At 35.3% G+C, this 26631-nt stretch carries 24 protein-coding genes and 1 pseudogene; 18 read left to right on the top strand and 7 right to left on the bottom strand.

All coding sequences use genetic code 11. From position 1 onward, the window contains the following. Positions 1 to 16 precede the first annotated feature (16 nt). From MHI60_RS17935 to MHI60_RS17920, 4 genes are all read left to right on the top strand, one after another. The gene (locus MHI60_RS17935; RefSeq protein ID WP_342502640.1) at positions 17 to 6721 is read left to right on the top strand and encodes a phage tail tape measure protein; all 6705 of its coding nucleotides are present in this window, start codon (positions 17 to 19) and stop codon (positions 6719 to 6721) included. A gap of 57 nt (positions 6722 to 6778) precedes the next feature. Next, on the top strand, positions 6779 to 9397 hold the full coding sequence (locus tag MHI60_RS17930; RefSeq protein ID WP_342502639.1) for a hypothetical protein: 2619 nt from the start codon (positions 6779 to 6781) through the stop codon (positions 9395 to 9397). Positions 9398 to 9540: 143 nt separating this feature from the next. Then, complete coding sequence (locus MHI60_RS17925) at positions 9541 to 10053, top strand: hypothetical protein (protein WP_106065041.1); 513 nt, start codon at positions 9541 to 9543, stop codon at positions 10051 to 10053. Beyond that, entirely contained in the window at positions 10040 to 10570 is a 531-nt protein-coding gene (locus MHI60_RS17920; RefSeq protein WP_342502638.1) for a hypothetical protein, read from the top strand. The genes MHI60_RS17925 and MHI60_RS17920 overlap by 14 nt, the downstream gene beginning before the upstream one ends. 213 nt (positions 10571 to 10783) lie before the next feature. Here the strand turns inward: MHI60_RS17920 and MHI60_RS17915 are convergent, their stop codons facing one another. Further along, positions 10784 to 11047, bottom strand: coding sequence for a hypothetical protein (locus tag MHI60_RS17915; RefSeq protein WP_342502637.1), 264 nt, complete (start codon positions 11045 to 11047; stop codon positions 10784 to 10786). A 150-nt stretch (positions 11048 to 11197) separates the two neighbouring features. Further along, complete coding sequence (locus MHI60_RS17910; RefSeq protein WP_342502636.1) at positions 11198 to 11368, bottom strand: hypothetical protein; 171 nt, start codon at positions 11366 to 11368, stop codon at positions 11198 to 11200. Positions 11369 to 11462: 94 nt separating this feature from the next. On the opposite strand from MHI60_RS17910, the gene MHI60_RS17905 reads away from it, so the two are divergent. Continuing rightward, positions 11463 to 12071 carry a hypothetical protein gene (locus tag MHI60_RS17905; protein ID WP_008359176.1) on the top strand — a complete coding sequence of 203 codons (609 nt, stop codon included), beginning with the start codon at positions 11463 to 11465 and terminating at the stop codon, positions 12069 to 12071. Positions 12072 to 12244: 173 nt separating this feature from the next. Here the strand turns inward: MHI60_RS17905 and MHI60_RS17900 are convergent, their stop codons facing one another. Next, positions 12245 to 12385 carry a hypothetical protein gene (locus tag MHI60_RS17900; protein ID WP_342502635.1) on the bottom strand — a complete coding sequence of 47 codons (141 nt, stop codon included), beginning with the start codon at positions 12383 to 12385 and terminating at the stop codon, positions 12245 to 12247. Positions 12386 to 12468: 83 nt separating this feature from the next. Continuing rightward, complete coding sequence (locus tag MHI60_RS17895) at positions 12469 to 12684, bottom strand: helix-turn-helix transcriptional regulator (protein ID WP_073979944.1); 216 nt, start codon at positions 12682 to 12684, stop codon at positions 12469 to 12471. Positions 12685 to 12858: 174 nt separating this feature from the next. On the opposite strand from MHI60_RS17895, the gene MHI60_RS17890 reads away from it, so the two are divergent. The 5 genes from MHI60_RS17890 to MHI60_RS17870 all read left to right on the top strand — a co-directional run bounded on the left by MHI60_RS17890 (position 12859) and on the right by MHI60_RS17870 (position 16676). Next, positions 12859 to 13215 (top strand): hypothetical protein, encoded by a 357-nt coding sequence (locus MHI60_RS17890; RefSeq protein WP_342502634.1) that lies wholly within the window; start codon positions 12859 to 12861, stop codon positions 13213 to 13215. Continuing rightward, positions 13212 to 13397 carry a hypothetical protein gene (locus tag MHI60_RS17885; RefSeq protein ID WP_342502633.1) on the top strand — a complete coding sequence of 62 codons (186 nt, stop codon included), beginning with the start codon at positions 13212 to 13214 and terminating at the stop codon, positions 13395 to 13397. Before MHI60_RS17890 ends, MHI60_RS17885 begins: the two co-directional genes overlap by 4 nt. A 1071-nt stretch (positions 13398 to 14468) precedes the next feature. Further along, positions 14469 to 14969, top strand: a complete 501-nt coding sequence (locus MHI60_RS17880; RefSeq protein ID WP_342502632.1) for a hypothetical protein — start codon at positions 14469 to 14471, stop codon at positions 14967 to 14969. Positions 14970 to 15127: 158 nt separating this feature from the next. Next, a complete protein-coding gene (locus MHI60_RS17875; RefSeq protein ID WP_342502631.1) occupies positions 15128 to 16216 on the top strand; it encodes an ATP-binding protein in 1089 nt (362 codons plus the stop codon). Positions 16217 to 16415: 199 nt separating this feature from the next. Next, positions 16416 to 16676, top strand: coding sequence for a hypothetical protein (locus MHI60_RS17870; RefSeq protein ID WP_008343967.1), 261 nt, complete (start codon positions 16416 to 16418; stop codon positions 16674 to 16676). 329 nt (positions 16677 to 17005) lie between these two features. On the opposite strand, the pseudogene MHI60_RS17865 reads toward MHI60_RS17870, so the two are convergent. Both MHI60_RS17865 and MHI60_RS17860 read right to left on the bottom strand, forming a co-directional pair. Next, a pseudogene (locus MHI60_RS17865) lies at positions 17006 to 17263 on the bottom strand (tyrosine-type recombinase/integrase); the annotation flags it as partial. A 584-nt stretch (positions 17264 to 17847) separates the two neighbouring features. Continuing rightward, positions 17848 to 18060 carry a hypothetical protein gene (locus MHI60_RS17860; protein ID WP_260856434.1) on the bottom strand — a complete coding sequence of 71 codons (213 nt, stop codon included), beginning with the start codon at positions 18058 to 18060 and terminating at the stop codon, positions 17848 to 17850. A gap of 275 nt (positions 18061 to 18335) precedes the next feature. Here MHI60_RS17860 and MHI60_RS17855 point away from each other — a divergent pair, with 275 nt between their 5' ends. From MHI60_RS17855 to MHI60_RS17830, 6 genes are all read left to right on the top strand, one after another. Next, positions 18336 to 18953, top strand: a complete 618-nt coding sequence (locus tag MHI60_RS17855; protein WP_144470590.1) for a hypothetical protein — start codon at positions 18336 to 18338, stop codon at positions 18951 to 18953. A gap of 340 nt (positions 18954 to 19293) precedes the next feature. Next, positions 19294 to 20139 carry an SMI1/KNR4 family protein gene (locus MHI60_RS17850; RefSeq protein ID WP_144470592.1) on the top strand — a complete coding sequence of 282 codons (846 nt, stop codon included), beginning with the start codon at positions 19294 to 19296 and terminating at the stop codon, positions 20137 to 20139. 549 nt (positions 20140 to 20688) lie between these two features. Further along, positions 20689 to 21780: a Rap family tetratricopeptide repeat protein gene (locus MHI60_RS17845; RefSeq protein WP_144470594.1), complete on the top strand. Its 1092-nt coding sequence runs from the start codon at positions 20689 to 20691 to the stop codon at positions 21778 to 21780. Positions 21781 to 21782: 2 nt separating this feature from the next. Continuing rightward, positions 21783 to 21917, top strand: coding sequence for a hypothetical protein (locus MHI60_RS17840; RefSeq protein WP_257787571.1), 135 nt, complete (start codon positions 21783 to 21785; stop codon positions 21915 to 21917). Between the two features lie 125 nt (positions 21918 to 22042). Further along, positions 22043 to 23965, top strand: coding sequence for a T7SS effector LXG polymorphic toxin (locus tag MHI60_RS17835; RefSeq protein ID WP_144485283.1), 1923 nt, complete (start codon positions 22043 to 22045; stop codon positions 23963 to 23965). Further along, the gene (locus MHI60_RS17830) at positions 23965 to 24438 is read left to right on the top strand and encodes an antitoxin YezG family protein (protein ID WP_144485285.1); all 474 of its coding nucleotides are present in this window, start codon (positions 23965 to 23967) and stop codon (positions 24436 to 24438) included. Before MHI60_RS17835 ends, MHI60_RS17830 begins: the two co-directional genes overlap by 1 nt. 258 nt (positions 24439 to 24696) lie before the next feature. On the opposite strand, the gene MHI60_RS17825 is transcribed toward MHI60_RS17830, so the two are convergent. Then, the gene (locus MHI60_RS17825; RefSeq protein WP_144485287.1) at positions 24697 to 25158 is read right to left on the bottom strand and encodes a macro domain-containing protein; all 462 of its coding nucleotides are present in this window, start codon (positions 25156 to 25158) and stop codon (positions 24697 to 24699) included. 203 nt (positions 25159 to 25361) lie between these two features. Here MHI60_RS17825 and MHI60_RS17820 point away from each other — a divergent pair, with 203 nt between their 5' ends. Both MHI60_RS17820 and MHI60_RS17815 read left to right on the top strand, forming a co-directional pair. After that, complete coding sequence (locus tag MHI60_RS17820; protein ID WP_144485289.1) at positions 25362 to 25904, top strand: GNAT family N-acetyltransferase; 543 nt, start codon at positions 25362 to 25364, stop codon at positions 25902 to 25904. A gap of 142 nt (positions 25905 to 26046) precedes the next feature. Then, a complete protein-coding gene (locus tag MHI60_RS17815; RefSeq protein WP_144485291.1) occupies positions 26047 to 26628 on the top strand; it encodes an undecaprenyl-diphosphatase in 582 nt (193 codons plus the stop codon). Positions 26629 to 26631: the final 3 nt, after the last annotated feature.

Here is a 26631-nt window from a genome sequence, read left to right as displayed (position 1 = left end):
AAAAGGAGATGTAAAAATGAGTGAGCAATTAAAAATTATTGTTACACCAATGGCTGACACCTCGAAAAAATCAGTCGATCAAATAAACAGTCAAATTAAACAGTTACAAGGCAAAGTAAATGGTCTTAAATTAGACATCAATCTTGGTAAAGATGTCTTGAAGAGTCTTGAAAATATTTCAAAGCGTTTTTCAGAGAATCAACGTAACTTAAGAGATTTCAATTCAACAATTAAAGAGTTCGAGACTGTTTTTAAAAATGCAGATGGATCAATTAAAACAGTCAATCAGAAAATAAAGCAAAATGGAGAAATCCACGAAAAAACCCGAAAAGTCATTGATAATACAACAAAGAGCTTAAAAGAAGAAGCAAAAGAAGTAGCGAAGCTTACTCAACTTACGGAGCGACTTGGACAAAAACAAAAAGAAGTAAACAAAACTGATGGCTCTGGCAGAAGGACTGGAAAAGTCGAAAAGTATAAAAACGGCTTTGATGATGTTACATACGCTTCTGATAAAAATGGCTTAAAATCTGTAAAAACAGTAACTAATTACGACCAGCAACGAAAAGCTATTGATGCGTTACACGATGCATTGGAGAAATTGCGCCAAAAAGGAATAGTATCAGATGTTACTTTGACATCTTTAGGTAAGAAACTGAATCTGGCTCAAAGTGCAAATGAGATTGAAGCGCTTCGTGGGAAAATAAAGCTTTTAGATGATAAGTCAGCAGCAGTAGCCAAGACGCAAGAAATACAGCGTCAAATTCAGTTATATCAACGGCTTGCTGCAGTTAAAGCTAGTAAATTAACATCCCAATATGGCTCATCTATAAGTGATACAAACTCACAAGCAATTCAGCAATATCTCTCATCAGTAAATGCTTTAACTAGTCGCACACCTAAGCTTCAAAGTCAGATGCAGAGTTTAAATGTTCAGTTCAGAGAGCTTTCGGCAAATGTAACTAACTCAGCTCAGAACATTAACACATTTGGCGGTAGGTTAGGCGAAGCATTTGCAAGGATGCCAGCCTATTTAATTACTGGATCGATATTCTTTGGTGCAGTTAGCGGTCTAAAAGCTATGGTCGATAATGCTATCATGCTTGACTCAAAAATGACTGAAATTCGAAGAGTAATGGATGCTCCTGATTATAAGTTTAATGAGTTATTACAACGTTCAATCGATCTAAGTAATGAACTGTCTAACAAAGTCGCTGATGTCCTTACAATGACATCTGAATTCGCCAGACAAGGTTATAAAGGTGACGAACTCCTCTACCTAACTAAAACCTCTCAAGTCCTTCAAAATATCTCACAACTTCAACCTGAAGATACCGTTAAGGCTCTCACATCAGCAATGGTCAACTTCGGTATAGCTTCAAAAGATTCCCTCAAAATTTCTGATGCTCTAAATGAAGTCGATAACAACTTCCAGACATCTTCATTAGATTTAGCTCAGTCAATGCGTAAATCCGCAGCTGCAGCAAAAGTTTATGGTGTAAGTATGGAACAGTTACTTGGTTATACAGCAAGTATTCAATCAAGTACAAAAGAGTCGGGTAACGTTACAGGGAACGCACTAAAAACCATTTTTGCTAGAATTCAAACGAACAAACAAGCAGTTTCAGCTTTAGAAGGAATAGGAATAGCTGTTAAAGATGCAGGTGGAGAAGCTATACCTGTTGCAGATATCTTAGAGAAATTAGCAGGAAGATGGAAAACGCTGTCTCAAGCTCAGAAGCAACAATTGGGTATCACAATCGCTTCTCAATTCCAAAATACAAGATTCTTAGCGTTAATGGAGAACTGGGAAACAGCTACTAAAGCAACTTCAATGGCCATAAACAGTCAAGGAAGCTCGATGAGGGAGCAAGAGAAATACTCTCAGTCATTAGAAGCTAGGCTAAACAATCTATCTAATAAGTTTGTAGAGCTTTCTGAAGCTGCAAGCAGGGCTTTTATTAGTGATGGGTTAATTGCTGCTACTGATGTATTAGGCGACTTGTTAGCTGTAATATCAGGAGTAGTCAATTCCATTGGTTTTCTTCCTACGGCTTTCCTAACAGCTAATGCAGCGGTATTTGCGTTTAGTAAGACGGCTAGAGCAATGCAGACGGCCTTAGTGTTTGGCGTAGGTGCTTTGAATGCAAGTCAAACAGCTTTATTAGGCGTTGAAGCAGGGATGTCTAGAGCGGCACTAGCTACAAAGGCTATGACTGTAGCATGGAGAGGGTTAATGTCTGCAACAGTAGTTGGAGCAGGTTTAATTTTGATTGGGGTAGCCCTAGAAAAGATTGTAGGAGCTTACTCAGACGCTAAAAAAGCTAGAGAAGAATTTGAACAAACTCAAAATACAAATATTGAAGCACTTACAGTCAATAAAGATCAAACAGAAGAATTAATTAAGAGATATAAGGAATTAGATAAATCTAGGCGTGATGGCGGTCTCACAACAACAAATGAGCAAGAATATCTTAAGATAACCCAAGAGTTAGCTAATCTGTTTCCTGCTCTGGTGGAAGGTGTAGATTCAACAGGGAAAGCACACTTAGTTTCTGCTGAACGAATTGATAAAGAGACTGAAGCGGTTAGAAATTTAATCAAAGCAAAAAAAGAAGAAACTAAAGTTCAAGCTTCTGACACTGCTCAAGATTCGATTAACAAAATCAAAGATTTAAATAAAGAATTAGAGAAGAAGCAAAAAGACTTAGACAATCCGTTTGTATCTGATAATGCCTTCATTAATGCAAAAGCACCTATATCTAAGACAGATGTTGATAAAGCTAAAATCAAAACGGAAATGGAGTCCATTCGTCAGCAAGTAGTAAGCGCTTCTTATGAAATGAAAGATAAGATCATTGAAACTGCTGAAGCGTTTAGTAAATTAACAATTAGCACGAGTTTAAAAGACCAAATTAAGCAGGTTGTTGATGCACTTAATCTTGATGAATTGACTGATCCTAAAGATGTTGAGGAATTTGAAAAGAATTTAGGTAGAATACAGGATGCGTTACAAAGAGCATTAGACGATAGTGACTCAGGTGGGTTTGAAAAAGCCAAAGAAGATTTAGAGGCATACCTGTCTAAATACCAGGTATCAGGTTCAAGCATTGATATCATGAGTATCAGCATGGACAAGTTAAAAGGTGTAGTTAATGACACTGCTGTTACCTATGACGAATTTGGGGATGCTGTTGACGAAACAGGCAATAAAGTAGCTGATTTAAGCAGTCGCCTTAAAGAAGTTAAAGGCGATATTGAAGCTACGGCTGATGTGCTGAATCAATTAATTAAATCTGGTCAAACAACAGCAGCAATGGAAGCTTTGCAAGGTGAAGTATATGATGACTTAGCAGACCAGATGTCTCCTCTCAATGATCTGTTAGAGAAAATGGCTGAAGGTAAAGCTATTTCAGCTTCAGAAGCAATGAAGCTCATCCAGAAAGAAAAAGGTTTATCAGAAGCTATCTCCGTTGAAAATGGTGTAGTGAAAATAAATCGTGATGCAGTTGTAAAGTTAAGAAACGTTAAGCTTAAAGCATACAACGACATGCAACAATCGGTTAAACAAGACCTGCTTAATCAAGCTAATGCAACTGCTAAAAAGATTAAAAACTATGGTTTAGAAGTAAAAACAATTCAAACTGTAGCAGATGCCCAATCTAATTTAGCTGCATTAAAGAAAAAGATTGATGATGGCGGAGCTAGAAATCCTACTGAACTGTTAGAGATGGATAAGGAATATGGTGAAATGTCAGATATCACAAGTCAGCTCGAAGACTTGGATAAGATGTCTGAGTTGGTAAACTCCTCATTAACCGAAGTGGGTACATCTTATGAAACAATGTCGGATTCAGCTGACAAGGCTTCAAAATCAAAGAAAGATTCAATCTATGTTGCAGACAAATATAAAGAAGCATTAGAACGAGTCAATAAGCAGATTGAAGAGCAAAACAGAAAAACAAATGATTATCCTAAATGGTCACAGAAATATCGTGATTCAATTAAGAAGGAAATCAAAGCTTTAGAACGAAAAGAAAAACTTCTCAAGAGTCAGATTAAGCTTCTTAAAGAACAGATTAAATCTGGCTACATCGCTCAAACGGGAATTGTCGACTCTTCTTCATCCTACTCCCCTTCTAGCTCTTCATATTCTGCTTCAGGCGGTTCTTACTCAGGGAAATACTCAAACATTATCAATCAAGCTGCATCGAAATACAATGTTCCAGCTGCGTTAATTGCTGCGGTTATTAAGCAAGAATCTAACTTCAACCCTAATGCTCGTTCATCGGTTGGAGCGACTGGTTTAATGCAACTTATGCCTGCTACTGCAAGGGGACTTGGAGTTAAAAACTCAAAAGATCCTTATCAAAACGTAATGGGCGGCACTAAGTATCTTAAGCAAATGCTTGATAAGTTTGGATCGATTGAAAAAGCATTAGCTGCATACAATGCGGGGCCTGGTAATGTAACCAAGTATGGTGGCATTCCTTCATTTAAGGAAACGCAAAATTACGTTAAGAAAGTAAACAACTACTTTAAACAAATGGGCGGTTCACTATCCTCTAGTGGTGGATCGGCTGCTGGTTACTATGACTCAATGAGAAGAACATCTCATTTCGGTCAGCAAGAAAAAGGTTTGCGCTCTGCTCCTCATAAAGGTTTAGATTTAGCTGCTAAATCTGGTACTCCTATCAAGTCTCTAAAATCAGGTAAAGTCCTTACTGCAGCATACTCTAAATCTGCTGGGTATTGGGTTGTTGTCCAACAAGATGACGGCACCGTAGCGAAGTATATGCATATGCAAAAAGGTCTCAATGTTAAGGCTGGCCAAAAGGTTCAAGCTGGTCAAACTCTCGGCAAGATGGGAAGCACTGGTCGTTCTACTGGTACTCATCTTCATATGCAGATTGAGAAAAACGGTAAAGCGATTGATCCAGAAGCATATATGCAACAAATCGGCTCAGATTTATCTAGCTCTGAAGCTGAACGTCAACAAGCTATTTCACAAGCTAAATCAGATTTATTGGGACTTGAAGGTGATCTATCTTCTGTCAAAGACCAAATTCAAGACCTGCAATATGAAATCGTTCAGTCAAAACTTGATGAATTCGAGAAGCGTAAATCTGACTTAGAATTGAAAGTTGCTCAAAATCAATCTAAGGCAAGTCGTTATCTTAATGACAGTGCTCAGTTTAGAAAATATACAAATGAGCAACGTAAAGCAGTTGAAGCGCAACAAAAGATACAAACTCAAAAGGTTAGTTGGATAAACAAAGAGCTAAAGCAAAATAAGCAATTGAATGCTGCTCAGCGTGATCAATTACGTGAAGAATTAAAGCAGGCTAAACTCGACCTCATCAGCATCAAAGATCAGGTTTATGAGTTACAGGCTACTATTGTTCAATCTAAAACCGATCAAATTCTTAATAACATTGATAAGTCTGTCAAAAAGACTGAATCTAAGCTTAAGAACGTCGATATCAAGATCCAGACAACCGAAGAAGACAAAGATAAAGTTAAGTACTATAGTCAGCAAATCAAGCTGATTCAGCAACAACAAAAAGAAGCTGCTAAATACATATCCCAGCTTGAAAAACAGAAAAAAGCAGCTAAGGGTTTCCCTGAAATCCAAAAGCAAATATCGGATGAAATCTCATCTTGGAAAGATAAACAAAAGGATTTCAACTTAGAGCTATATCAAACCAAGAAAAGTATTAAAGATATTTACAAATCGCTTGCTGATGAAGTCGTCTCTATCTATAAAGAGATGTACGAAAAAATGCGTGATATTGAGCTTGAAGCTCATCGTAAAGCTACCCAAGACATCATTGATGGCATCGATAAGGAAGACGATGAAGCTAAGTTCCAAAAAGATTTAAAAGATCGTCAGGAAAGCATTCAAAAGCTTTTAGATCAGATAAATCAATATGCGTTAGACGATTCTGAGTTTGGTAAGTCGAAGGTAAAAGAACTTACTGAGCAGATGCAAAAAGAACAGCTTGATTTAGATCAATTCCTCAAAGATCGGGAAAACTCAAAGCGTAAAGAAGCGCTACAAGATCAACTTGAAAAAGATGAGAAATCAATCAACACAAAATATGATGATCTTGTAAACGATGAGCGTGGGTTCAAAGATTTAGAAGGAAAACTGATGAACGGTAAGATTAGTGATATCAATAAACAGCTTTCTGAGTTCACTAAATTCATCAATTCAAATATGGAGTCAATTGGCAAGTCTATCTCTAACAATTTGATTGATAAGCTTAAAGAGGCTTCAAATGCTCTCGGTGTAGTAGTAAAGGGAAATACAACTGGACAAAAAATCGCTCGCTTTAAGACTGGTGGATCAGTTGGTAAAGTACCAGCCCAAGGAGCTTTAGCTGTAGTAGATGATGGAGAAATTGTCCTCAATAAACAAGACTCAGTTAACATGCTTAAAGCTGTAGAGCTGCTTAGAGAAACAAAGATAGAAGAACGAAGTATGGGTGCAATAGCGAAGAGCTACGAGTCAATCCGTAGTATGTTTAACAACGTTGCTTCTTCAGTAGCTATCCCGAAACTTCCAGTTCCAGAATTTGAAGTGTCTGAGTCCAAGAGTGTTACCAACAATTATTCAGTGAATATGCACATCGATAAAATGGTCGCTGATGAAAAAGGGGCTAATAATGCACTGCAAGCAATTCGCCAGGGATTAAAGCAAATGAAAGGTAAAGTATAAGAGTCTGTTAATCAGGCTCTTTTTTTTACAATCTAAAGGAGTTGTAATAGATAAAAGATGAATCTAGGTGAATTCACTTTCAAGCCAGGTACGCTTAAATTAGAGCTATGTAGAACAAATAAAAAGAAGATCGCAAATATTGTTGATTTCTCGAATGCTTCAGCCAACCTAAATCATGCTGCCATTAATGATCTAACATTTAATATCCCTCTAAAAACTAGATATGGTGATGAAATTAAACCAAACCATGTTGCTCAACTTATCAGGGAATGGTACTTGATTAAGGCCACTTTCTTGAACCGTACAGAATTCTATGTAATTGACAGTATTACAGATTCCAGTAGCCAAGAGAAATCTGAGATTCAGGTAAGTTGTCAACTCTCTCCTTATATGCTAAACAAACCAAAAATCAGGCAATATGAAGGTATATCAAAGAACTTGAAAGAAATCGGTGAAGTTTGCCTTAAGGGAACTGGTTGGGCTATTGGAGAAATTGAAAGTACGCTTAATGAAAAAAGAAGGTCTTTCACCATTGGATCAATTACATCAAGATTCGATTTTCTCAGGAATATTTGTGAAACATTTGACGCTGTACCTGTATATGACACTATTAATGATAGAGTATCCTTCTTTGAAAAGAACAACATATCTAAATTCAAAGGTGTTAAGATTTCATCTCACAACTTCATGATTGATATGACGGATACTAGAAGCATGGACGAAGTAGTGACAAGATTACATGTCACAGGAAAAGACGGTATTGTTATCAACTCTATAAATCCAACAGGGCAAGGGTATCTTGATGATTTCAGCTTCTTTTTGAGACCATTCCAACGTGACGATAAAAGAAATGTATTGAAGAAAAGTGCTTATATGAGCAATGAACTTTGTCATGCTTTATTAGATTACAATGAACTTGTCGACAAAGAATCCAAAAAGTTCAAAACAATGTTGGATGACAAAAAGAAAATCGAAGCCAAAAAGACTGCTCAAGAGAATGAGCTATTCGTTCTTAAAAACCTTGAGTTGCAGCAAATTTTAGATCGAATTGAAGTGGTTAAAGAGACTGATGGAGACACTAAAGATTTAATAAAGCAACGAGATGCAAAGCAAAAAGAAGTTGATACAAAAAAGAATGAAATCGATAAAACCGTTTCTGAGATTTCCACGTTAAACAGTCAAATTGAGCAGCTTAGAAAACGACTAGATATGAGCAACTTTCTTGGCGAAGATATGTCCAATGAGCTGTCCAAATTTATACTTGAAGATGAGTGGACTAACGACAACATTTTTGATGAAACGGAGCTATATGAAAAAAGTTATGAAGAGTTAGAGAAGCGTAAATCACCACCTATCGATATTAAGACAAACATAGTCAACCTCTACAATGCTGTTAGTGAAAAAGATTATTGGGATAGAATTTCATTAGGTGACATAGTAAGAATTCAAAATAAAAAGTTCGGAACTGAATATAGAGCAACTTTGGCAGGTATGAGCTTGAATTTTGATGATTCATCTATATCAATTACTATCACAAATGGAAAAAAGGCTAAAGAAGAGGATGACTTCATTCAATTGTTTTATAAGGCTGATAAAGCATCTACTGAATTCAACACAAGGAAAATTGATTATGATAAGTTGGCCACGAATTACAACGCACGCAATGACCGCATTTCAATTCCTCCTTCTCCTCCTACAATCGGAGTGAAATCCGTATCACACAAAGTAAATGAAAATGGCTCCGTAGATATTTCAGTCTCTTGGAATTATCCAACCTCTGATGAGGATAAATACAATATAGACGGTTTCATCGTGCATTGTTATCCTGATACATCTTCAGACACCTACTTGTTTGGTGCTTCGTTAGCCAAGGAGCAACGAATTTCTGTTAGATATGATAAGCGAATAGCTACCTTTACTTCACAAGTTCCAACAAAATATTTCACTTTTGGGGTACAGGCTTACAGAAACGTTGAAACATCTATTAGTTCAAGTGGTGTTTTGTTATCAGATATTGTTCAACCGCAAACACCAAGTGAGAATCCGTATAGGCCTTCCAGTACCGTTGAGGTTAAAGGAAAAGTAAATGGATTGTATCAGATTTCTACGAATGAAAAGCCTTCTAATCCTGACGTTGGTACTCTTTGGATTGATCCTGCAACTAATAAATCTGAACTATATGATGGTGAACAATGGATTGTCCAAACTGCAGGTAGTGCAGACTCATTGAATGGAATAACCACTGCTGCACATGAAGCACCTAATACCATCCCTGTTAGAGATGACAACGGTGTGATTTCTGCATCTATTTCAGGTAATGCAATGAAGCTTGGTGGCTTAGAAGCAGTTGAATATGCGTTAAAAAGCGATGTCTTAAACATAGTTAATTACATGAGTGGAGAATACATAGGAGATGGAACAGTAGGGAGACAGATTAATTTAAGTTTTACTCCTAAAACGGTTAAAATCTATTCCACTTCAATTGAGGATAGCAGCTTACATGTAACCTTAAATTCTTTCGGCTATATAAATCAATTAACAAATGGCAGCTTGATTCTGGCGGGCGGTACAGATGCATATGGAAGCATAGGTATAAACCTGTTTAAAACGGGATCTGATAGTCTTTTACGAGGCAATAAATTAAACGTGAAGTATTTATGGGAAGCATGGGGATAGGGATGAATCAAGTAAACAGATAGTCCTTGTCTTACGATTGCCACCAATTGGGAGAAGGGAGATAGTTTAGAAAAAATTTATTTTATTGACATTACGTGGAAACATTCCTAGACTTAAGACATAAACTATTAGGAGTGTAAGACATGGCATATGAAAATGGTTATGATATATTGGAATATTTCGGGCGAAGTGTTGAAAAATACAAAGAAGATCCTATGATTTTTTCTAAAGCATTATCAATAATTAACACATTTCAAAATAGAAGTGAATGGCCACACTGTATAGATGATCTAGATGGAGTTTTAGAACCTATATTGGGCGATTCTTTTGTTTCGCTAGGATTTCAAGGGTTTTATTTAGAAGACGAGCGTATGGAATGGGCAGAAGATATTCCTAAAAATTATAAAAAAGATGCTATATCTTTTTGTAAGACAATCCAGGTAATAGTAATGCAATTTTATTTTAATAGGACAGAGCCAATAAAACTGTTTAGCGTGGTTTCTTCTGAGGATTCACATAGTGAAAAAAAAGTTGTGAAATTTTCAAGAAACGATGGGGAATCAATGGAAATTGAGATGGATGATTATAGTATCAAAGAAGTGATAAGTGTATTAAGTAATTTATTGGGGAATACAGATAATGATGAGTGTGATTGATAGAGATGGAGTTCGTAACAATATAGTTCGTAACAATATAGTTAGTTTAAGTTCTTATATAAATAAGAAACACCCTCAATCAAAAGTGAAAATAGTCCATCAAGACAGATCTAATGTCGAAAAAAGTCAAAATAAATTTGTGAAAGTTTATGACTTTGAAAGTAAGATGAGCGATTTTATAGTACAATTAAATACAATAGCACACGAACTAACACAAACTTCATTACAATTTGCCCCCGGTAAGGAGAGTGGTGACGATATGGAAAAGTTAACTGAAAAAGTGAACAATATCGAAAGAGATGTAGCTATTCTTATCGAAAGAACAAAAAACATTGATAATTTACCTTCTAGAGAAGAAGTTAAGAACATAGCAACTACAGCAATTGAGAATAAGAGCAAAGACTTGGCAAGTAAATCAGATGTAGATCTTGCAGTTACGAAAGCACGTAATGTTCAAATCATTTGGACTTTAGGAGCTTTTGTTGGTATTGCTGGATTAATCATTAGATTAGTTTGAATGATAAACAAGTGTGAAAGTGAACTTAAATTGAATATTAAATAAACCAGTCCTTTCGAGTAATCCAAAATAGGACTGGTTTATTTATTTTAGACTAGATTATATTTAAACATAATGCTTTCGAAAACTTTGTAGAATTCCTCCGACTTCACTATTTCATCAACGTGTTCTTTAATTTCCTCTTCAGTTAAATCTGTAACAATCTTATAGTTCTCAATCGATTCTTTTTTCTTCTTTGACTTGTTTGTCTCCTGTTCGTTCATATTCATCACCCTCTTTTAACTCATATTCCATACGGGCTTCTTTTATGATTATATTTGCTAATTCTTGATAGAATTGATCTTCTGTCAGTGTTCCATAAACTTGGGGAAATATTGCTATGGAGTAGGGCTTTCCTGGAAAAGTTAATGTCTCTGTAGTATTCTTCTTGGCATCCTCAAAGATTTCCTTCCAATTCCCTCTATTAGTTTTGACCAAAATAAAACTCCTCTAATTGAATTTCTTAAATTAATAATAAGAAGAATAGAGGAGGAGGTCTATATGTAAATGATGGTAATAAAAAACCACCTACACATGAATGTAAGTGGTCATTTGTACAACTACCTAATAGTATTCACTTCAATCCCATTAAGTAGAGTCATTGTTTGCTCGTTTTCTAGAAACGATGTTTAAAACAAGCAACAATATAAATAATATGCCTCCAATTATACCTGTGATTACTTCATCTTTTGTAGTGAAGTTTACAATAGTGATGATTAAAATGGCTAATACGCCGAGTAAGGATAAATTATTTTTCATAAAAAAATCCCCTTTCTAAAACATATTGTACTATAGAAATATTTTTACATAAATGGTAAAATTATATCAATCTTGATTTATTAGGAGGAATAGAATGAGAAAACTAAGAAATTACATCTACATAATGGTGTCCGTCTTTTTATTTTCAATGGTTGCTCCAAGTTTTGCAAGTGCCATTGATACTAGTGATGCAGCTCCCACTAAAAATGAGCGTTTAGCTGACAGTGAGATGTTTGATCAAACTGAGAGTGTCCTTAAATCAATTGAGAATATCCCCAATGCAGTTTTAGATAAGGGAATAGAAGCTACTGCAGAATGGTTTGAGAAAGAAACAGGTTTGTTCGTGTCTATTTATTACAGAGATGGGGAAGGATTTTTGAAGTTTGGAGAACAAGACCCTAATGTTATTAGAACTTCTAATGTTTTAGGATGTATTACTGCTGTAGGTGTTGCACTTGTAAGTAATGCATTTTCTTTCTCTAAGATTACAAAAATAAAATCTGCGTTAAAAGCTTTGGGCGGTACATCAAAAGCAGTGAAAGATATCAAAAAGTGGTATGACAAATATCGCTATGGTGGCTTTTCTCGATATAAAGCTATGGATAAAGCTTTGGATAAAGTTTCAAAAAATTTAAACAAGGATGTTAAAAATGCTCTTCTAGACTTTTTCAGTTTAACAGGAGTTGCTGCAAACTGTTTTTAACTTTTAAAAATAAAAACAAGCGAGATATTTATCGCTTGTTTTTTTATTTTGCTTTATCTTCAATTCGTGTAAAAGAATTTTCAATCTTGTCTATGTGTGTATAGACATTTTCAAAGCCTTCATGCAACTCATTGATCATCTCATTAAGTATATTAAGAATTTGTTCGGTCATTTCAATTCACCTCTGAGCAATTATAATACTGCTCATTTTCTTCCAACTTGGTGACTGTGGATTTAATTTCTTTCACATCTTGTTTAATGGTTGATACGTCCGCAGCCAATTGTTCAATCAACTTGAATAATTTTTCTTCCATTTTGCTTACCTCTAATTTATTTGTATCACCATTGCAATTGTTTTGTTTAACAAAATTCAAAAAATAAAAAGCAATACTTTTGCTTAAGAGTCTTCCTTTACAAATTCAACAACTTCTTGAATGGGACAATCCAGGTACTCGCAAATTTTATGGATTACAGATAATGCAACGTATTCATTTTTATTAAGTTTAGCTACTGTAGCTGGTGCTATGCCTAAATCATTTTTCAGATCAGCAGTTGTTTTGTCTCTAACTACAAGTGATATTTTCAAAGGCTTATAACTAACTTTTGTATTCATTTTATTACACCTCGTATTCGCTTTCGTGAATTAATTATATCACATGTCATATGAAAGATGAAAAAACATTAAAAATAATTCAAGAAAATGCATTGACTTATAATTCGAGATGATTTATTCTTAATTCAAGAAAGCGAACCATGATTCACAAAAACGAATGATGAGGTTGATTAAATGAATCATATTACAATCGTGCAAACCGAATTCAACACACAAGAAATCAACAATCTTTACTCAGCAATCATCGTTAAAGAAGGTTATGCAGTAGGGGAGTGTGATGGCCATATTTTTTTAGCTGAAATCACTCAACGAACTGACGGTAACTACGATGAGGGAACGATCTGGTATATAGGAAGAAACGTTCCATATGCAGACTTAGAAACGCTTGCTGAGGTCGTTACACATCTATTGAAGCAAATCACGCTTTGGGGAGTCTTAACCGATTTGAAGATATTAGAACCGAAGAATCAAGAAACAGAATTTGATTGTATAATCCTTGATCCGAATAAACCAATTACAAAGGGGAAATGAACATGTTAAACAATGTGAATCCAAACTGGAAGCTATCTGTAGGTCAAAGAGTACAAACGTTATACGGACTAGGAACGATTGAAGAAGTACATAGCAATGATCAATATGGAGTCGCTGATGATGAGTACAACATGCTTGATACTTATAGTCGTGATGAGTTAGCTGTAGTGGGGTTAAATTAATGGGGAAGCTGTTTAGAAGGTTCATAGATGAGTTACTGTTTGTAACAATCATGAGCATAACAGGACTATTCCTACTGCTCATGATCGTCATTTCTAGCTGATTAGAAAAGTGTTGGCGCACTATCTAATCTGATGGGTTGGTACAAATCCCATGATACCAGCCCATTCTAACTTATTTTTAATCTGTATTCAATAGTTCACATTACGGCCTCATTTAAACATAGGTCGTGCATTTCTTGAGGTAAGTAAAGTTTACCTCATCTAACTGAATAGAATCAGTCTATACTCCTGGATCAAGGTGTTGTCTTTAGTGATGCCATTTTTAAGGATAAGACTGTCGTGGAATGCGCTAACACACGTTAAACTTGAAAGGGTAGTGACTCAGCCGATGCGATAAATGAGGATAGGATACCACTGTGCTCCCCTATTTGCACATGTATCTGAAAGGAGAAAGCTGCCATTAAGTGCTGTACGAAGGATGGGTGTATCGTTTCTGACGATGCAGGACAAGCCACAGGTAGGAGAGTCCATATATGGGCTTTCTGAAACTGTTAGGGACACTTGATACAGTAGGCTTGTTTGGGGAATAACCAACGGCAAATAGGGTGACACATACGGATACCATAAGCTTGATACACTATCAAGAAGATCAGTCGCCTGTCTGAGTTTGTTTATTTTTTTACAAGCAAATTCAGGCAGACAACTTGTCCAACCGTTGTCCATTGCTTTCAACCTATCAAGCCAAAAAGCAAACGACAAGTCAAGACTAATAGTGCAGGAAAATCATGTGACTTCACGTAATTTTGGATTAAAGGGAGTAGCCCTAACCGACACCCTATCTGTATAACACTATGACGGTATCAGACTCTTATTTAGGGATAAACAAAGGAAAATAAAAGAAAAAATTGGTGAGTAAAAACCAACTGTATGATAAAATAGTCCTTATTATAAGCGGTGTAGTTTTATTTGAACGCCAAAGCCAAAAGGGGATGCGTAGTTGATTTTTACATATTGGGCTGTGCTTATCAATTTAAATATTTTAAGAATAGGGTATACAGGAGATGACTATGAATGAGTTGGGACTATACTACGTCTAAAGAAGGACCATGTGAATGTGGGCGGGGATTTAAGTATTGTACCTTTGGTACAAATGATTGGTTACAGACAAGTATAAGCTACCATGATGATTGTGATTATTGTAATCCTAAAATTGTTCTTAGCGAAAAAATACGAGAGCAAATAGATTCGTATAAACATAGGGCTTCGGCTTCGTGGAATCAGGGTGTGGACATAGGCAGAGAAATGGATAAAGAATACGAACAAGCAAGGATTGTATCGGGTGAACGGAAATTTAAAACTCGGGAAGCAAGTATGAAGCAGAGAGGTAGGTTATTAACCAATCCTCTAGTCAACAAAAAACTAGTTGCTTTACATGAAAAACTGATAGAACTGAAAAAAGAGTCATCCATGTACAGCAATAAAGCTAATAAATTGGAACAAGAGTATACGAACAAAGCAATAGAGAAAGCAAGGGATGAAATAGTGAAACGGGAAGCTCAAAATAAAGAATAGACAGAAAGATCCCACCAAAGATATCTATTACACTTTAATTGAAATTTATGACATGCCACTAAGAAATGAAATTATAGCTTCATTGGAAAAAAAGAAATAGATGTTATTAAAATTTTTGAATAAAATTATTCTTTTATATGAAAGAGAGAGTTGAGACTATGCCACGAGTTTTAGAAGAAGAAATTAAGAGTTTGATTAAACTTGGCTATGAAGGAGAGTATTGGGATTATAAAGAAAAATGGCATAAAGACAATGGAAAACTAGTACATGATGTTCTTTGTTTTGCTAATACTTCTCATGACAAAGATTGCTTTATTATTGTTGGAGTTTCAGACTCTGGTGAGATAAAAGGTTTGGAAAAAGATGAAATGAAAAAGCAGGCGGATTTAATTGATTTATTTAGTTCACTAAAATTTGCTGGTGAAACCCCAAAACTTAACCTGTTTTCTTTTATTGTCGATGGGAAGTATATTGATGTATTGGTTATTAAAAATTCATTGGCTGTCCCTTATTTTTTAAATAGTCGTTATAAAGGGATTAATCAAGGGTTGATTTATAGCAGAGAGGGAGATAGAAATACACCGATAGTTGAAAATTCATCCTTAGAGATAATTGAATCATTGTGGAAGAAAAGATTTAGTATAGATAAAACAGGCATAGAAAGATTTAATATTCTCTTAGATAGCCCATCAGAATGGGAAGAAACTGACACGGGTTTCTATAACCTTTTTAATCCTGAATACACACTTGAATATGGAGAATTGCGAGACGGTAAACCAGCTTTTTATTCATACACCATGGATAATGAAAGCACGGTTTATCAAGATATTAATTTAAAATTTAACGGAACAGTATTAAAAACCTTTGATACTGCGATATTAGATGGAGGACGTTATACAGCAGTACCACCTGAAAGAGATGTGATAAATTTTAATTATAAAGAAAGATATTTTTTTAGATATTATACGAAAGATAGTTTAGTGTATAAACTAAATAAATTTCTTTATGATGAAAATAATGATGAAGAGAGAATAGCCAAGAGTAATTTATTTGAAGTTGTATTACTATTTGAATCAAGAGAAGAAAAGGATGCTTTTGTGGTGTACATTAAAGAAAATCAAGAAATTTTTGATGCGAAATTTTCTAAAACGCCTACATCCTATTTCAATCCAAATGATGAAGGTATGCGGAACCTTCTAATTACTGGTAAGGTGCTAAAAGAGTTGCAAAGAAGCTTTATTAAATAAGATAAAAAAATTAAATAAAAGAAGTACTTGAAGGTGATCAAGTTTAATTGGCAGACAGGGAGATGTTATCCTGTCTGCTTGTTTTAATTAAACACTAATGAAGTTTGTTAAAAACAAAGGGTGGGGCATGATGCCAACACCTTATTCGTCGTTCTTTAATTTATAAATTTTTAAAATGAAAAATGAAAGTAGGAATTAAATGTTAAACATCAAAATTGATGAAGAAGAAGTTAGAAAACTTTACATAGATGAATTGGAGAAACACTTAAATAAGCTCGACAATGAAAAACTGTTTTGGAATACTAAGGAGCTAGAATATCAGACAAGTATGTGTATGAACACTATGCAAAAAGAGTTTTTCTTTGATAAAGATTTCCCCAAAAGAAAGATAGGCAACAAGTGGTATTATCCTGTAGCCCAAACTAAAGAATTCTTATTAAAATGGATTAATAATCAGTAAATCAATGGGGCTAATTTCAATGTGATTTTGACCACCAAATTGACCACCATTTGACCACCGATGGATAATTTAAGATAAGTTAAGATGAGGGTTCTATCTGTCAAAACGTTGATTTAATAGGGTTAAGAAGCCGCAAATTACATATATTAAGCAATAAATTATGTTTAGAACCCAAGTACACCCATGGGAACGCGATCAGTATATGTCTCAGTATTAATAATAAAAACCCCTTGGAACCAATGGTTTCAAGGGGGTTTTTATTTTGGTCAAAAAATGAACGGAACAATATTTTTGGTCCTTGACCAAAATATGACCAAAAAAATTTGAAGTTATGAATTTAACTCCACAATTGATGAGACGTAATTCTCGTAATCCTTAATTCGATTTTGGTCAAGTTTCTTACTAATGTGTGAATAAACATCTGCTGTCACCATCATGCTTTTGTGACCTAATCGTTCTTGGATGTATTTCATGTCAGCTCCTGACTCTAAAAGGAGAACAGCATGTGTATGGCGTAAAGCATGAATTGGCATTTTATCAATATTAGATCTTTTTAAGATACGATTAAAAGCATTAAAAAGAGTAGCGATCTTGTATGGTAGATTAGTAAACTGAGGATGATCTGTTTCGGGAATTTCTCCTATTTCTTCGATTTTTTGAAATGGTATCATGTCTCCATTTTTTTAAGTAAACGGCTACCTGAATGTGTTCCTACGGGCTCGACTGTTACTAAAGTTTATAAGAAGTCCCTTATAGATTTCAGATGTAAAATAGTGGATATATGAAAATGAACACCAAGAAGAGCCATTCTATTTAGTAGAATGGCTTGTCTTTATTGGTTAAGTGTTTAAGTAGGTTTCTCTGCTGTTTTTGTAATAAGGTTATTTCAACGAAGCGTTTTTAGCTGAAGTACCAATTTATAGGAAAATAGAAATCGTTACACATGACGGCCAATTCACTAACTTAAATTACTAGAGTTCACATAGAATAAAATACCAGGAGCTTCCTCCTGCGGGGAGGCAGTCAAAAATATAATGATACTGAAATCACAAAACAGTCATAGTGATGGCAGCTATATATTTTACAGTTAGCTAATTAAAAGTGAGATAGGGAAGTCACCCTCCTATCTCATTTTTAATACCAACCTTGATATTTGGCTGTCCAAGTACCATCACCCTCTTTTGCATCTTTTAGTAAAGAGACACATGAGAGATTCTTTTTGTGTATTAGTTTTTAGATGAATAGTTTTTAGCTTAGCTTGAGGAGTTATTACCTTTTGACTCATGTTGTTGTCTGCATTAGAAGTTGAAGCGAATGCAGAAGATGCAGAAACAAGTAAAGCAAAGGATAATGCGGAACAAGTTAAAACTTTTTTTAGTCTCATTTAAAACACTCCCTAGTTTATTTTGACATTCCTAATTATTCTATATTTTATAAAAAATCAAGGTTATTTTTGTAAAAATATGAACGGTTTTCAGAGTTAGATAAATCTGTAAATAGATAACAAATATTTGGGCAAGTAAAATAGTACTTCATTATAAGTACAAATACTGGTAGAATTGAGCAAGCAAACCATAAAATGCAACTGAGTTAGAGCAGTATAGCCAGTATCCAAAAATAATTACAATATGAGGGAGAAATTTAATGGAGTATGTATTAATGGAACCACCAATTATAATGGAATCCTTTGAAACTTTATCAAAAAAAGAGGCTAAAATTCTGTTTGATTGGTTTGTTAATCAGATACCACTACGGATTGAAGTTTTGAAAAATGTTACTAATGGAGAGGTGGACTTTAATTTCACTCCCGAATCACTTATAGATATCTATAGTTGGTTTTTATCTCAGGTAGAGATTTATGAACTATCAGAAGAAGAGATTGGTAAAGAATTAGAAGAATTAAGGCAATATCCTGATTTTATTTATGAAGATGAAAAAAAGAGCTTGTTGGCTAATCCAATTGAAATTGGAAAAGTGGACTATGCAATAGCAATGGATATTGGTATATATTATGGGGAAACCATTAGGAGAAACTATCCGCAAGTGAAGTGGACATACTTTACTAAGCCTAAATCACATTCCTTTTTAAACAAGCCAGTATTATATTTTAATGATGCAGATGATGACATGATATCTTATGAAAGAGAACCAATCGATATGATGTTTGTTCTTAATCAAAGAATAAAAAGAGGCGAGATTACAAATCACAGTCTGTATGAACTTTATCAGTACGATGTGAATGAAATTCTCGGTATCTTTGAGGCCCCTGAAGACTAGGATAAAGGGCAACTTCTGGCTTGTAGATTGTCTTGTAGTAATTTGATAAAAAACGAACGGCTAACTTAAAGTTAAAAATGCCATTCTCTTTTCTCTTTTTTCCTTTTCAATTCTTCTTTTGCCAGGAGGTTTTTGACTGCTTGCCTAACAGTCATCTCATCTTGACCAGTTTTTCTTTTCAGATCATCGATTGGTTAATTCTTACGGAAGCGACTCATATTATCAATAATTCGATAAATCTTTCTCTTAAGATCACACATACAATCACTATCAAAAACAGTTTGATAGAATATAATTTCGCAATGGAGTTTAGTTAAATGGAACTAGGAGGAAATAAACTTTGAAATCTTTTTGGGAAATAGACGAGGAAAGTTACTATACGTTAAAAAAGATCAGCGAAGCAGAAATATCTAAGGCTGAAAAGAAACTAGGAGTCACGTTGCCAGATACATATAAAAAGCTCATATTAGAACAGAATGGTGGTTATACCATTCATAATGCTTTTCCAACCACTCATTCTAATTCATGGGCTGAGGATCACATTCAATTTAATCACCTGCTGGGAATTGCTGAAGATGAAGGGATTATGGATAGTGCCTACTTAATTAAAGAGTGGGAGCTGCCAGAAGGGCTTGTTTTGATTAACGGGGATGGCCATACTTGGGTAGCGATGGATTATCGAAAAACGAAAAAGAATCCTGCAATTCATTATTTTGATGTTGAGATGGAAGAAGACTTTAAATTAGCTGATTCCTTTGATGAATTCGTTGAGAGGCTTTATACAGTTGAGTACACTGTTGATGAAGAAGCAACAGAGGTTGAATATGAGCTTCCTGAAGTTTATTTGAGTAAAGAGGAATTCGAAGCCATTTTAAAAATGGATGAGCCTCATACGTATGACATTTATAAACTTGAATGTTATCCAATGTTAGAAATAAAAGATATTGAGTGGTTTTTCAAAAAGCTAAGGGACTATATTCCAAGTGTTAAAGATGAACTTATTCTATATGAAATAGCTTCTAGTATTGATTCTCTTCTTTTGCAAAACCAAAAACGAATGCCAAAAAGTGAAGAGCTAATAGAAATTTTACAACAAATTATTAAATTTTTAGGAAACCATGAAATGCCCGAAGTTGTGAATGTTTCGGAGCATCTGGCTATGAAAGTAGAGGATCTGAGTTCCTGAATTCAAATGTAAGTGTGGAATTAGTGAATATCTAGGGTATATAAAGACAGGCCATACTTGTGGAAGATTTAGAAGGGCATCAAAAAATATTGAACGGAAAATACCTGTGGGAACGCGATCAGTATATGTCTCAGTAATAACAAAGAAACCCCCTTGGGGCCATTGGTTTCAGGGGGGGATTTTGGTCAAATTATATTCACAAAAGAAGAAAATGAGATGTAAATCTATGTTCAAAAAGAGAATTAGTGTTTCTAAAGAAAATGTTTTAAATTTGTTTCTACGCTACTAACTTCAATAACATTTCTTCTTTGTATTATATCCTTTAGTATACTCTGTTACTTCTTGTGTTACAGGATACCTATGTTTAATTCTCTACTGCCATGTCGTTCCTCCTAATGCACTCTACATATAAAACATACCTTTTATAGATAAGTATTTTTGCATTTTGCGGGATACCGAAAATTTTTAAAATGAACGCCTTGACTTTACATATATTGTAAATATCATGTTAAAATTATACAAAGGAAATGATGGCAAGGGGGTAATAGGATGTCGAATTTGATTTCTTCAGTAGATGTAGCAAACACTCTCAACAAATGGTATCTACATATTAAAAAGAGGGAAGTCTCACAAGCAGTAGAGTTGAGGGATGAGATTCAAGAAATGTTAGGCGAAATGGAAGAAAATCAAGATGTTTTACTCTATTTCAATATTCTTGATTACAGATTTAAGGTACTTATGGAGGATTTAGTGGGGCAACCAACAATAACAGAAAGTGAAAGAGTCAAAACAGATGACATGCTAAGGTTTTACTTTTATCTTTTCAAAGGTATGTATGAGAGTGCAAAGAATAACTATTCAGAAGCTCTAGTCCTATTCAGAGTAGCTGAGAGACAATTAGACAAGGTACATGATGAAATTGAGAAGGCGGAGTTCCATTATAAAATTGGTACACTCTACTATTTTAATAAGGTCACACTCCTTTCTCACCATCATCTACAAACAGCAAAGGATATCTACAAAGGTCATGAAGGCTACAGCATACAGACCATAAACTGTAATATGTTGTTGGCACTGAATTTGATTGATGACGGTAGACTAGACAAAGCTGAACGAATGCTTTTGGATTGTGTCGATAGACTGATTGAAAAAAATGATAAGAGATTGTTAGCGTTGGCTTATTATGATTTGGGATTTCTCAAAATTCAGGATGACCACCATATAGAAGCAATTGAATATTTCAATAAAGCAATTTCCGCAGATGATCTAAAACAGTCAGCTCCTGTTTCATACTTACAATGTGCGTATGAATTTGCAAGATCAAGCTACAAATCAAATCAGTTGGATCAGGCAATAAGTTGGGTTGCTGAGGGGAAAAGCTTCTCTAAAGAACAGCAAAACACAAACTTTATTTTGAAATTCAATATCCTTGAGAAATGTTATTCAACACCACGGGAAAGTTATGAGGACATCAAGAAAGGGCTATGTCTTTTGGAAGAAAGAAAAGCATATGTTGATATAGAGGCTCTAGCTCCTGATGTTGCCTCCATATATAAAAAGTTAAATCTTTATGAAGAAAGTAACTACTTCTTGGAATTGGCTTTGAAATCTTGTACGCTTATAGGAAAGGAGGTCATATGATCATGAAAAAGATAATGATGATGATTACTACCGCTTTGCTATTAGGTGCAATTCTTGGAATGCCTACTGGACAACAAACTCAGGCAGATGCTAAAAATGAGGTAGTGCTGCTTTTCTCTAGAGGTGCAGGGTCATAAAAAGGATAAGATTTAATCCACCACTACGGAGGATAATTGGTTAAAAAACGATAAAGTGGATTAAAGTGTAAGACTCCTTATGGTATTCTAGTTAAAGAATACGCTATAAAAGGAGTCTTTTTTATATGAAGATATTAGATGCTCCCTCCCTTATATCAGATGTTGAGAAAAGGTCAAAGGCATATGAACAGCTTCGGGAAGAAATAACAGATTTGAAAAAGGCATTAGAAAGTGTGTCGGGATTAGGTGATGAGTTCACAGGTAAAGGTGCAGATAACATCAAAGCCTTTTATGCTGATCTTGCACTTTATGCCGATACTTATCTTGATTTTATTGATATGCAAAAAGCTTTTTTAGATGGGGTAAAAGGAAAGCTTGATGACGAATCATTAGGCGGAACTACATTTATTGATGAGCACTTTTTAGACGCTCAACTGAAACAAGGCATTCAGAATAATAAAGATATGGTCAAGGAACAAAAAGAAGCCCTATCCACTATTTTTGATGACATCAGTGATCTCATAGAACTGAATGTATTTTCAAGTAAAGAGGTCAATGAACATTTAGACGATGCGAACAAAAAAAGAAAAGAGGCAATTGATGCTGTACATAAATTAGATCATGCCCTAAAAACAGAGTACGAAAAATCAGAAGCGATTGAGAAACATCTTGCAACCTTTTATGCAAAAATGATGGCTGCTACAGGAAAAGGGAAAAATGCGCAGCCCATGTATTACGATGCAAAAGCATTTCATGAGACAGATGTGTACAAGAATCATGATAAAATCGATGCACAGGTGAAAGCATATTTAAAGGTGAAAAAAGAAGAAAAAGAGAAACGCAGAATCAAAGAATTGAAAGAAAAACTCAACGATCCTTCGTGTATATCAGAAGAGAAATACTTTGAGATTGTAGACGAAATTGGATATGAAAATCTTTCTTACGATCAAAAAATGTATTACAGCCAGCTTCTCCAGATCAAAGCCCAGGAAGAAGCATCAGAGGGGTTCGTTGATGTTGTAAAAGGTGCAGCAGTTGGTCTATATGATGTGGCCAAAGATACAGTAGTTGGCATCTATGATCTTGTGACAGATCCTGGAGGTGCCGTTGAATCGGTCGTAACGGCTGTTTCACATCCAATTGAAACGTCGAAAGCGATTGGAAAGTCGATTTCAGACTCATTCCAAAAAGAAGTCATCGATGGTGATGCATATTCTCGATCACACTGGTTTGCCTATGCGACCGGATCTCTAGCAGAAATCGTCTTTGGTTCTAAAGGGGCAGGAGCCATTACAAAAACGGGGACAACTGCAGCTAAAACGACGGTGAAGAAAGGGCTTGAACAAGGAGCAAGATCATTAGACAGAGTCTCTATTCCGAATCTATTGCCATACTCACCAAAGTTTCAAATGGCTGGTGGCCCTAAGCTGCCGTATAACGTGTTTGACGGAGAAAATCTCAAAAATAAACTTCTCTCTATGGCAAAGCGTCTAGACAACAATTCAGAATACGGCATCTCTAAGACAGGCAGACGATTACCAGCACCTAAATCACCACCGACTGTTGTCAGTTACGGAGATCACTATGTGAGGTGGAAACGTAAAAAAGTGTTAAAACCAAATGTTGTTTATTCAACAAAGCAAGGCTACACCTACACAACCGATCACTACGGACGTATTGTCAAAGTCGAAGCAAGTGATTTAAAATACGGAGAGGTCAAAAGAAACCAATACGCTCAGTCCAATTCAGGGAAGCCGGATCGATTACTAGATGATGACGGAGGTCACTTGATTGCAACTATTTTTAAAGGTTCAGGGGATATTGATAATCTTGTGCCAATGAATGGAAATTTAAATAAAGGTGAATGGAAAAAACTTGAGAATGCATGGGCTGATGCTCTTCAAAATGGTGATCAGGTTAAAGTAAAGATAACACCTAACTATAAAGCTGATTCTCTACGTCCAGAAACTTTTGATATTAAGTATAAAATTGGTGATGATGAATGGGAAATCAGACGATTCGATAATGTGTATGGAGGGAAAAAATAATGAATGAAGAAGAACTAGAATATGTATACAAACAGATAGTTGATATTGTAGTTAAGACAATACCTGTCAATTGGATAAAGGTGTATTTATATGGTGAAGTAGTTGAAGGTTCACAGACTGCTTACTTTTATTTTTTACCTAAGGAAAATGGTGATCAGCCGATCTATAGTCATGAGATCACTGAATTGTTTGAAGTGAGTGAACATGAATACAGAGAAAGATGGCATCAATTAGTTGACTGTATCCAAGAACTTAGGAGAGCGTTTGAACAAAGTGGTCAAGAGCCCTGGACAAATTTCACAATGATATTTAATGAAACGGGACATTTTAATATAGAATTTAATTATGATGATCTTTCGAATACAAACCCTCATGAAAGAAAAACCATTTGGAAATATAATCATCTAGGTATTATACCTAAAAGTAATTCTGGTAAAAAACATTTAGAAAAATATCTTTCTACATTGGAGTAACTTTTGAATTTTTTAAGACGTTATAAATTTCATTTTGATAGATTATAGAAATAAAAAATAGAGAACTATTGAGAGCACCATTCCATGCAGAAATGGTGCTCTTATTCAATAACAGAACAGACACATGTAACGACAAAATAAAAATATTGATTGTGATTTGAATCAATTGTTATTGATTAGCATGTCAAAGAAACCGATCAACGAAAGCAAAAAGATCGAAAAACAAATTTCCCTTCTAATTACATTTTTCATTACCCTCTATTTAAACCGATAAACCGTCACTTCACAATCACCCAGCACCTCTTCAATCATCTCTTCAACAATCGCCCAATCGCCGCCAGCCAATCCGCAGCCGATCCCGTATGGAATGGCGATGGACGTTTGGTTTTTCTCTTCAGGTGATTGTGTCACTGTATCCTTTAGGTGTTGAAAGCAGCTGCGTAAGGCATCGTAGTCTGTTTGCTGTCTTGTTCTTCCGTATCCAGCTTGGGCAAATAAGTTGGCAATTGTTTTTCCGTCTTTTGTTGTGATGAGTTGAACGGAGCTTAGCAAGTCATCTCCTTGTTCTGTACATAACTGTTTATAATCTTTGTACACATTCGGATATTTGCTTTTGATCTGTTTCGCTAATCCAGCGCCCATGACTCCTTTACAGTTCACCTGATGACAGATAATGTCTTCGCTTGCTTCTAAAATGTTGCCATCCACCGTTTTGATCATATGATGTAACCCCTTTTTGATAAAATACAAACTTATGTTCTATTATAACAGTTGTCATCATGTTATTTAATAGCCAAAATGCTTTTGATGGGTTTATTTGAAGACAATTCAATATGAATCTGATTGTCAAAGTTGATACATGTCATCTAGAATACGGAGAGACTACAAACACGAAATCAAGCAGAAACAGTGAGGGGTAACATATGAATCTATTAGAAACGAACCGGTTAATGATTAGACCGTTTTGCGATGAAGATGCGGCAGGAATGCTTGAGTACTTGGCTCATCCAAGAGTCAATTGTTTTCTCGATGATCGAATCTCTACTTTGGAGGAAGCGGCCGCTAAGGTGCAAGAGAGAAAAGAAAATCACTCATATGTAGGGGTTTGTTTAAAAGAAAGTGGGCAGGTTATTGGTGAATTGTTTCATTTAAAAGAGGAGACTGATACGTATTCAATTGGCTGGAATTTTAATGCAGCCTATGAAGGGAAGGGATATGCGCGTGAGAGTGCTGAAGCATTCTTATCCTATTTATTTTTAGAAAAGAGAGCAAGGCGTCTTTATGCCTATGTAGAGGATGATAATGTCCGTTCACAGGTATTATGTGAGCGATTAGGCATGCGGAAAGAAGGCCTTTTTCTTGAGTTTATTTCATTTACGAACCATGAAGACGGCACACCTAAATATGAAAACACATATCAATATGCTTTGCTAAAAAAAGAATGGGCGCAACATCACTCTCGTTAAACAAGTTGGTACATGATGTTCTAGTGACAGTAAAGTGACAAACATGTCATATGATTCCATGGTTTGTTCGTTCGATCGGTGGAGGCAGATATCTCATTTCAATTATCCTTATCATAAATCAAGTAAAAAGGGATGAAATGAGATGCGGGAATTTAATGAAGATTTATTTAGGTGGGTGAATCAGCTTAGTATCGATTATGGTTACTTGAATCCGATATTTATTGGACTAGCTGAATATACAGTGCTGTTAGCAGCGCTCATGTGTCTGTTCATATGGTTTCAAAATCGCAGCAGGTACAATAGGGCGATGGTCGTTTCTGCCGGACTGACCTTCATATTGGCAGAGTTACTTGGGAAAATCGCAGGGATCTTTTATTTTAATCAGCAGCCCTTTGCAGAAATGAGCCACGTCAATCTTTTGATTCAAAAGGAAGTGAATAACTCGTTTCCAAGTGATCATACCATCTTTATTTTTTCGATTTGCCTGATCTTTTGGCTGTTTCACAAACGCCATATGTATTGGCTGATCATTGCGTGTGCTGTTGGTTTTTCAAGGATTTGGGTAGGTGTTCATTATCCATTTGATGTATTAGCAGGAGCTGCTATAGCGTGTTTAACAGCCGTCGCCGTTGTATATTTGCCGATATGCCAAAAGAGCGTTGATGCCCTCTTGTCATGTTATGAATGGCTTGAACAGAAATTGTTAGGGAAGAGAACAAAATAATAT

It is taken from the genome of Bacillus sp. FSL K6-3200, assembly GCF_038630485.1.
GTDB lineage: Bacteria > Bacillota > Bacilli > Bacillales > Bacillaceae > Bacillus > Bacillus safensis.
This window is presented reverse-complemented; position numbering and strand designations above follow the sequence as displayed.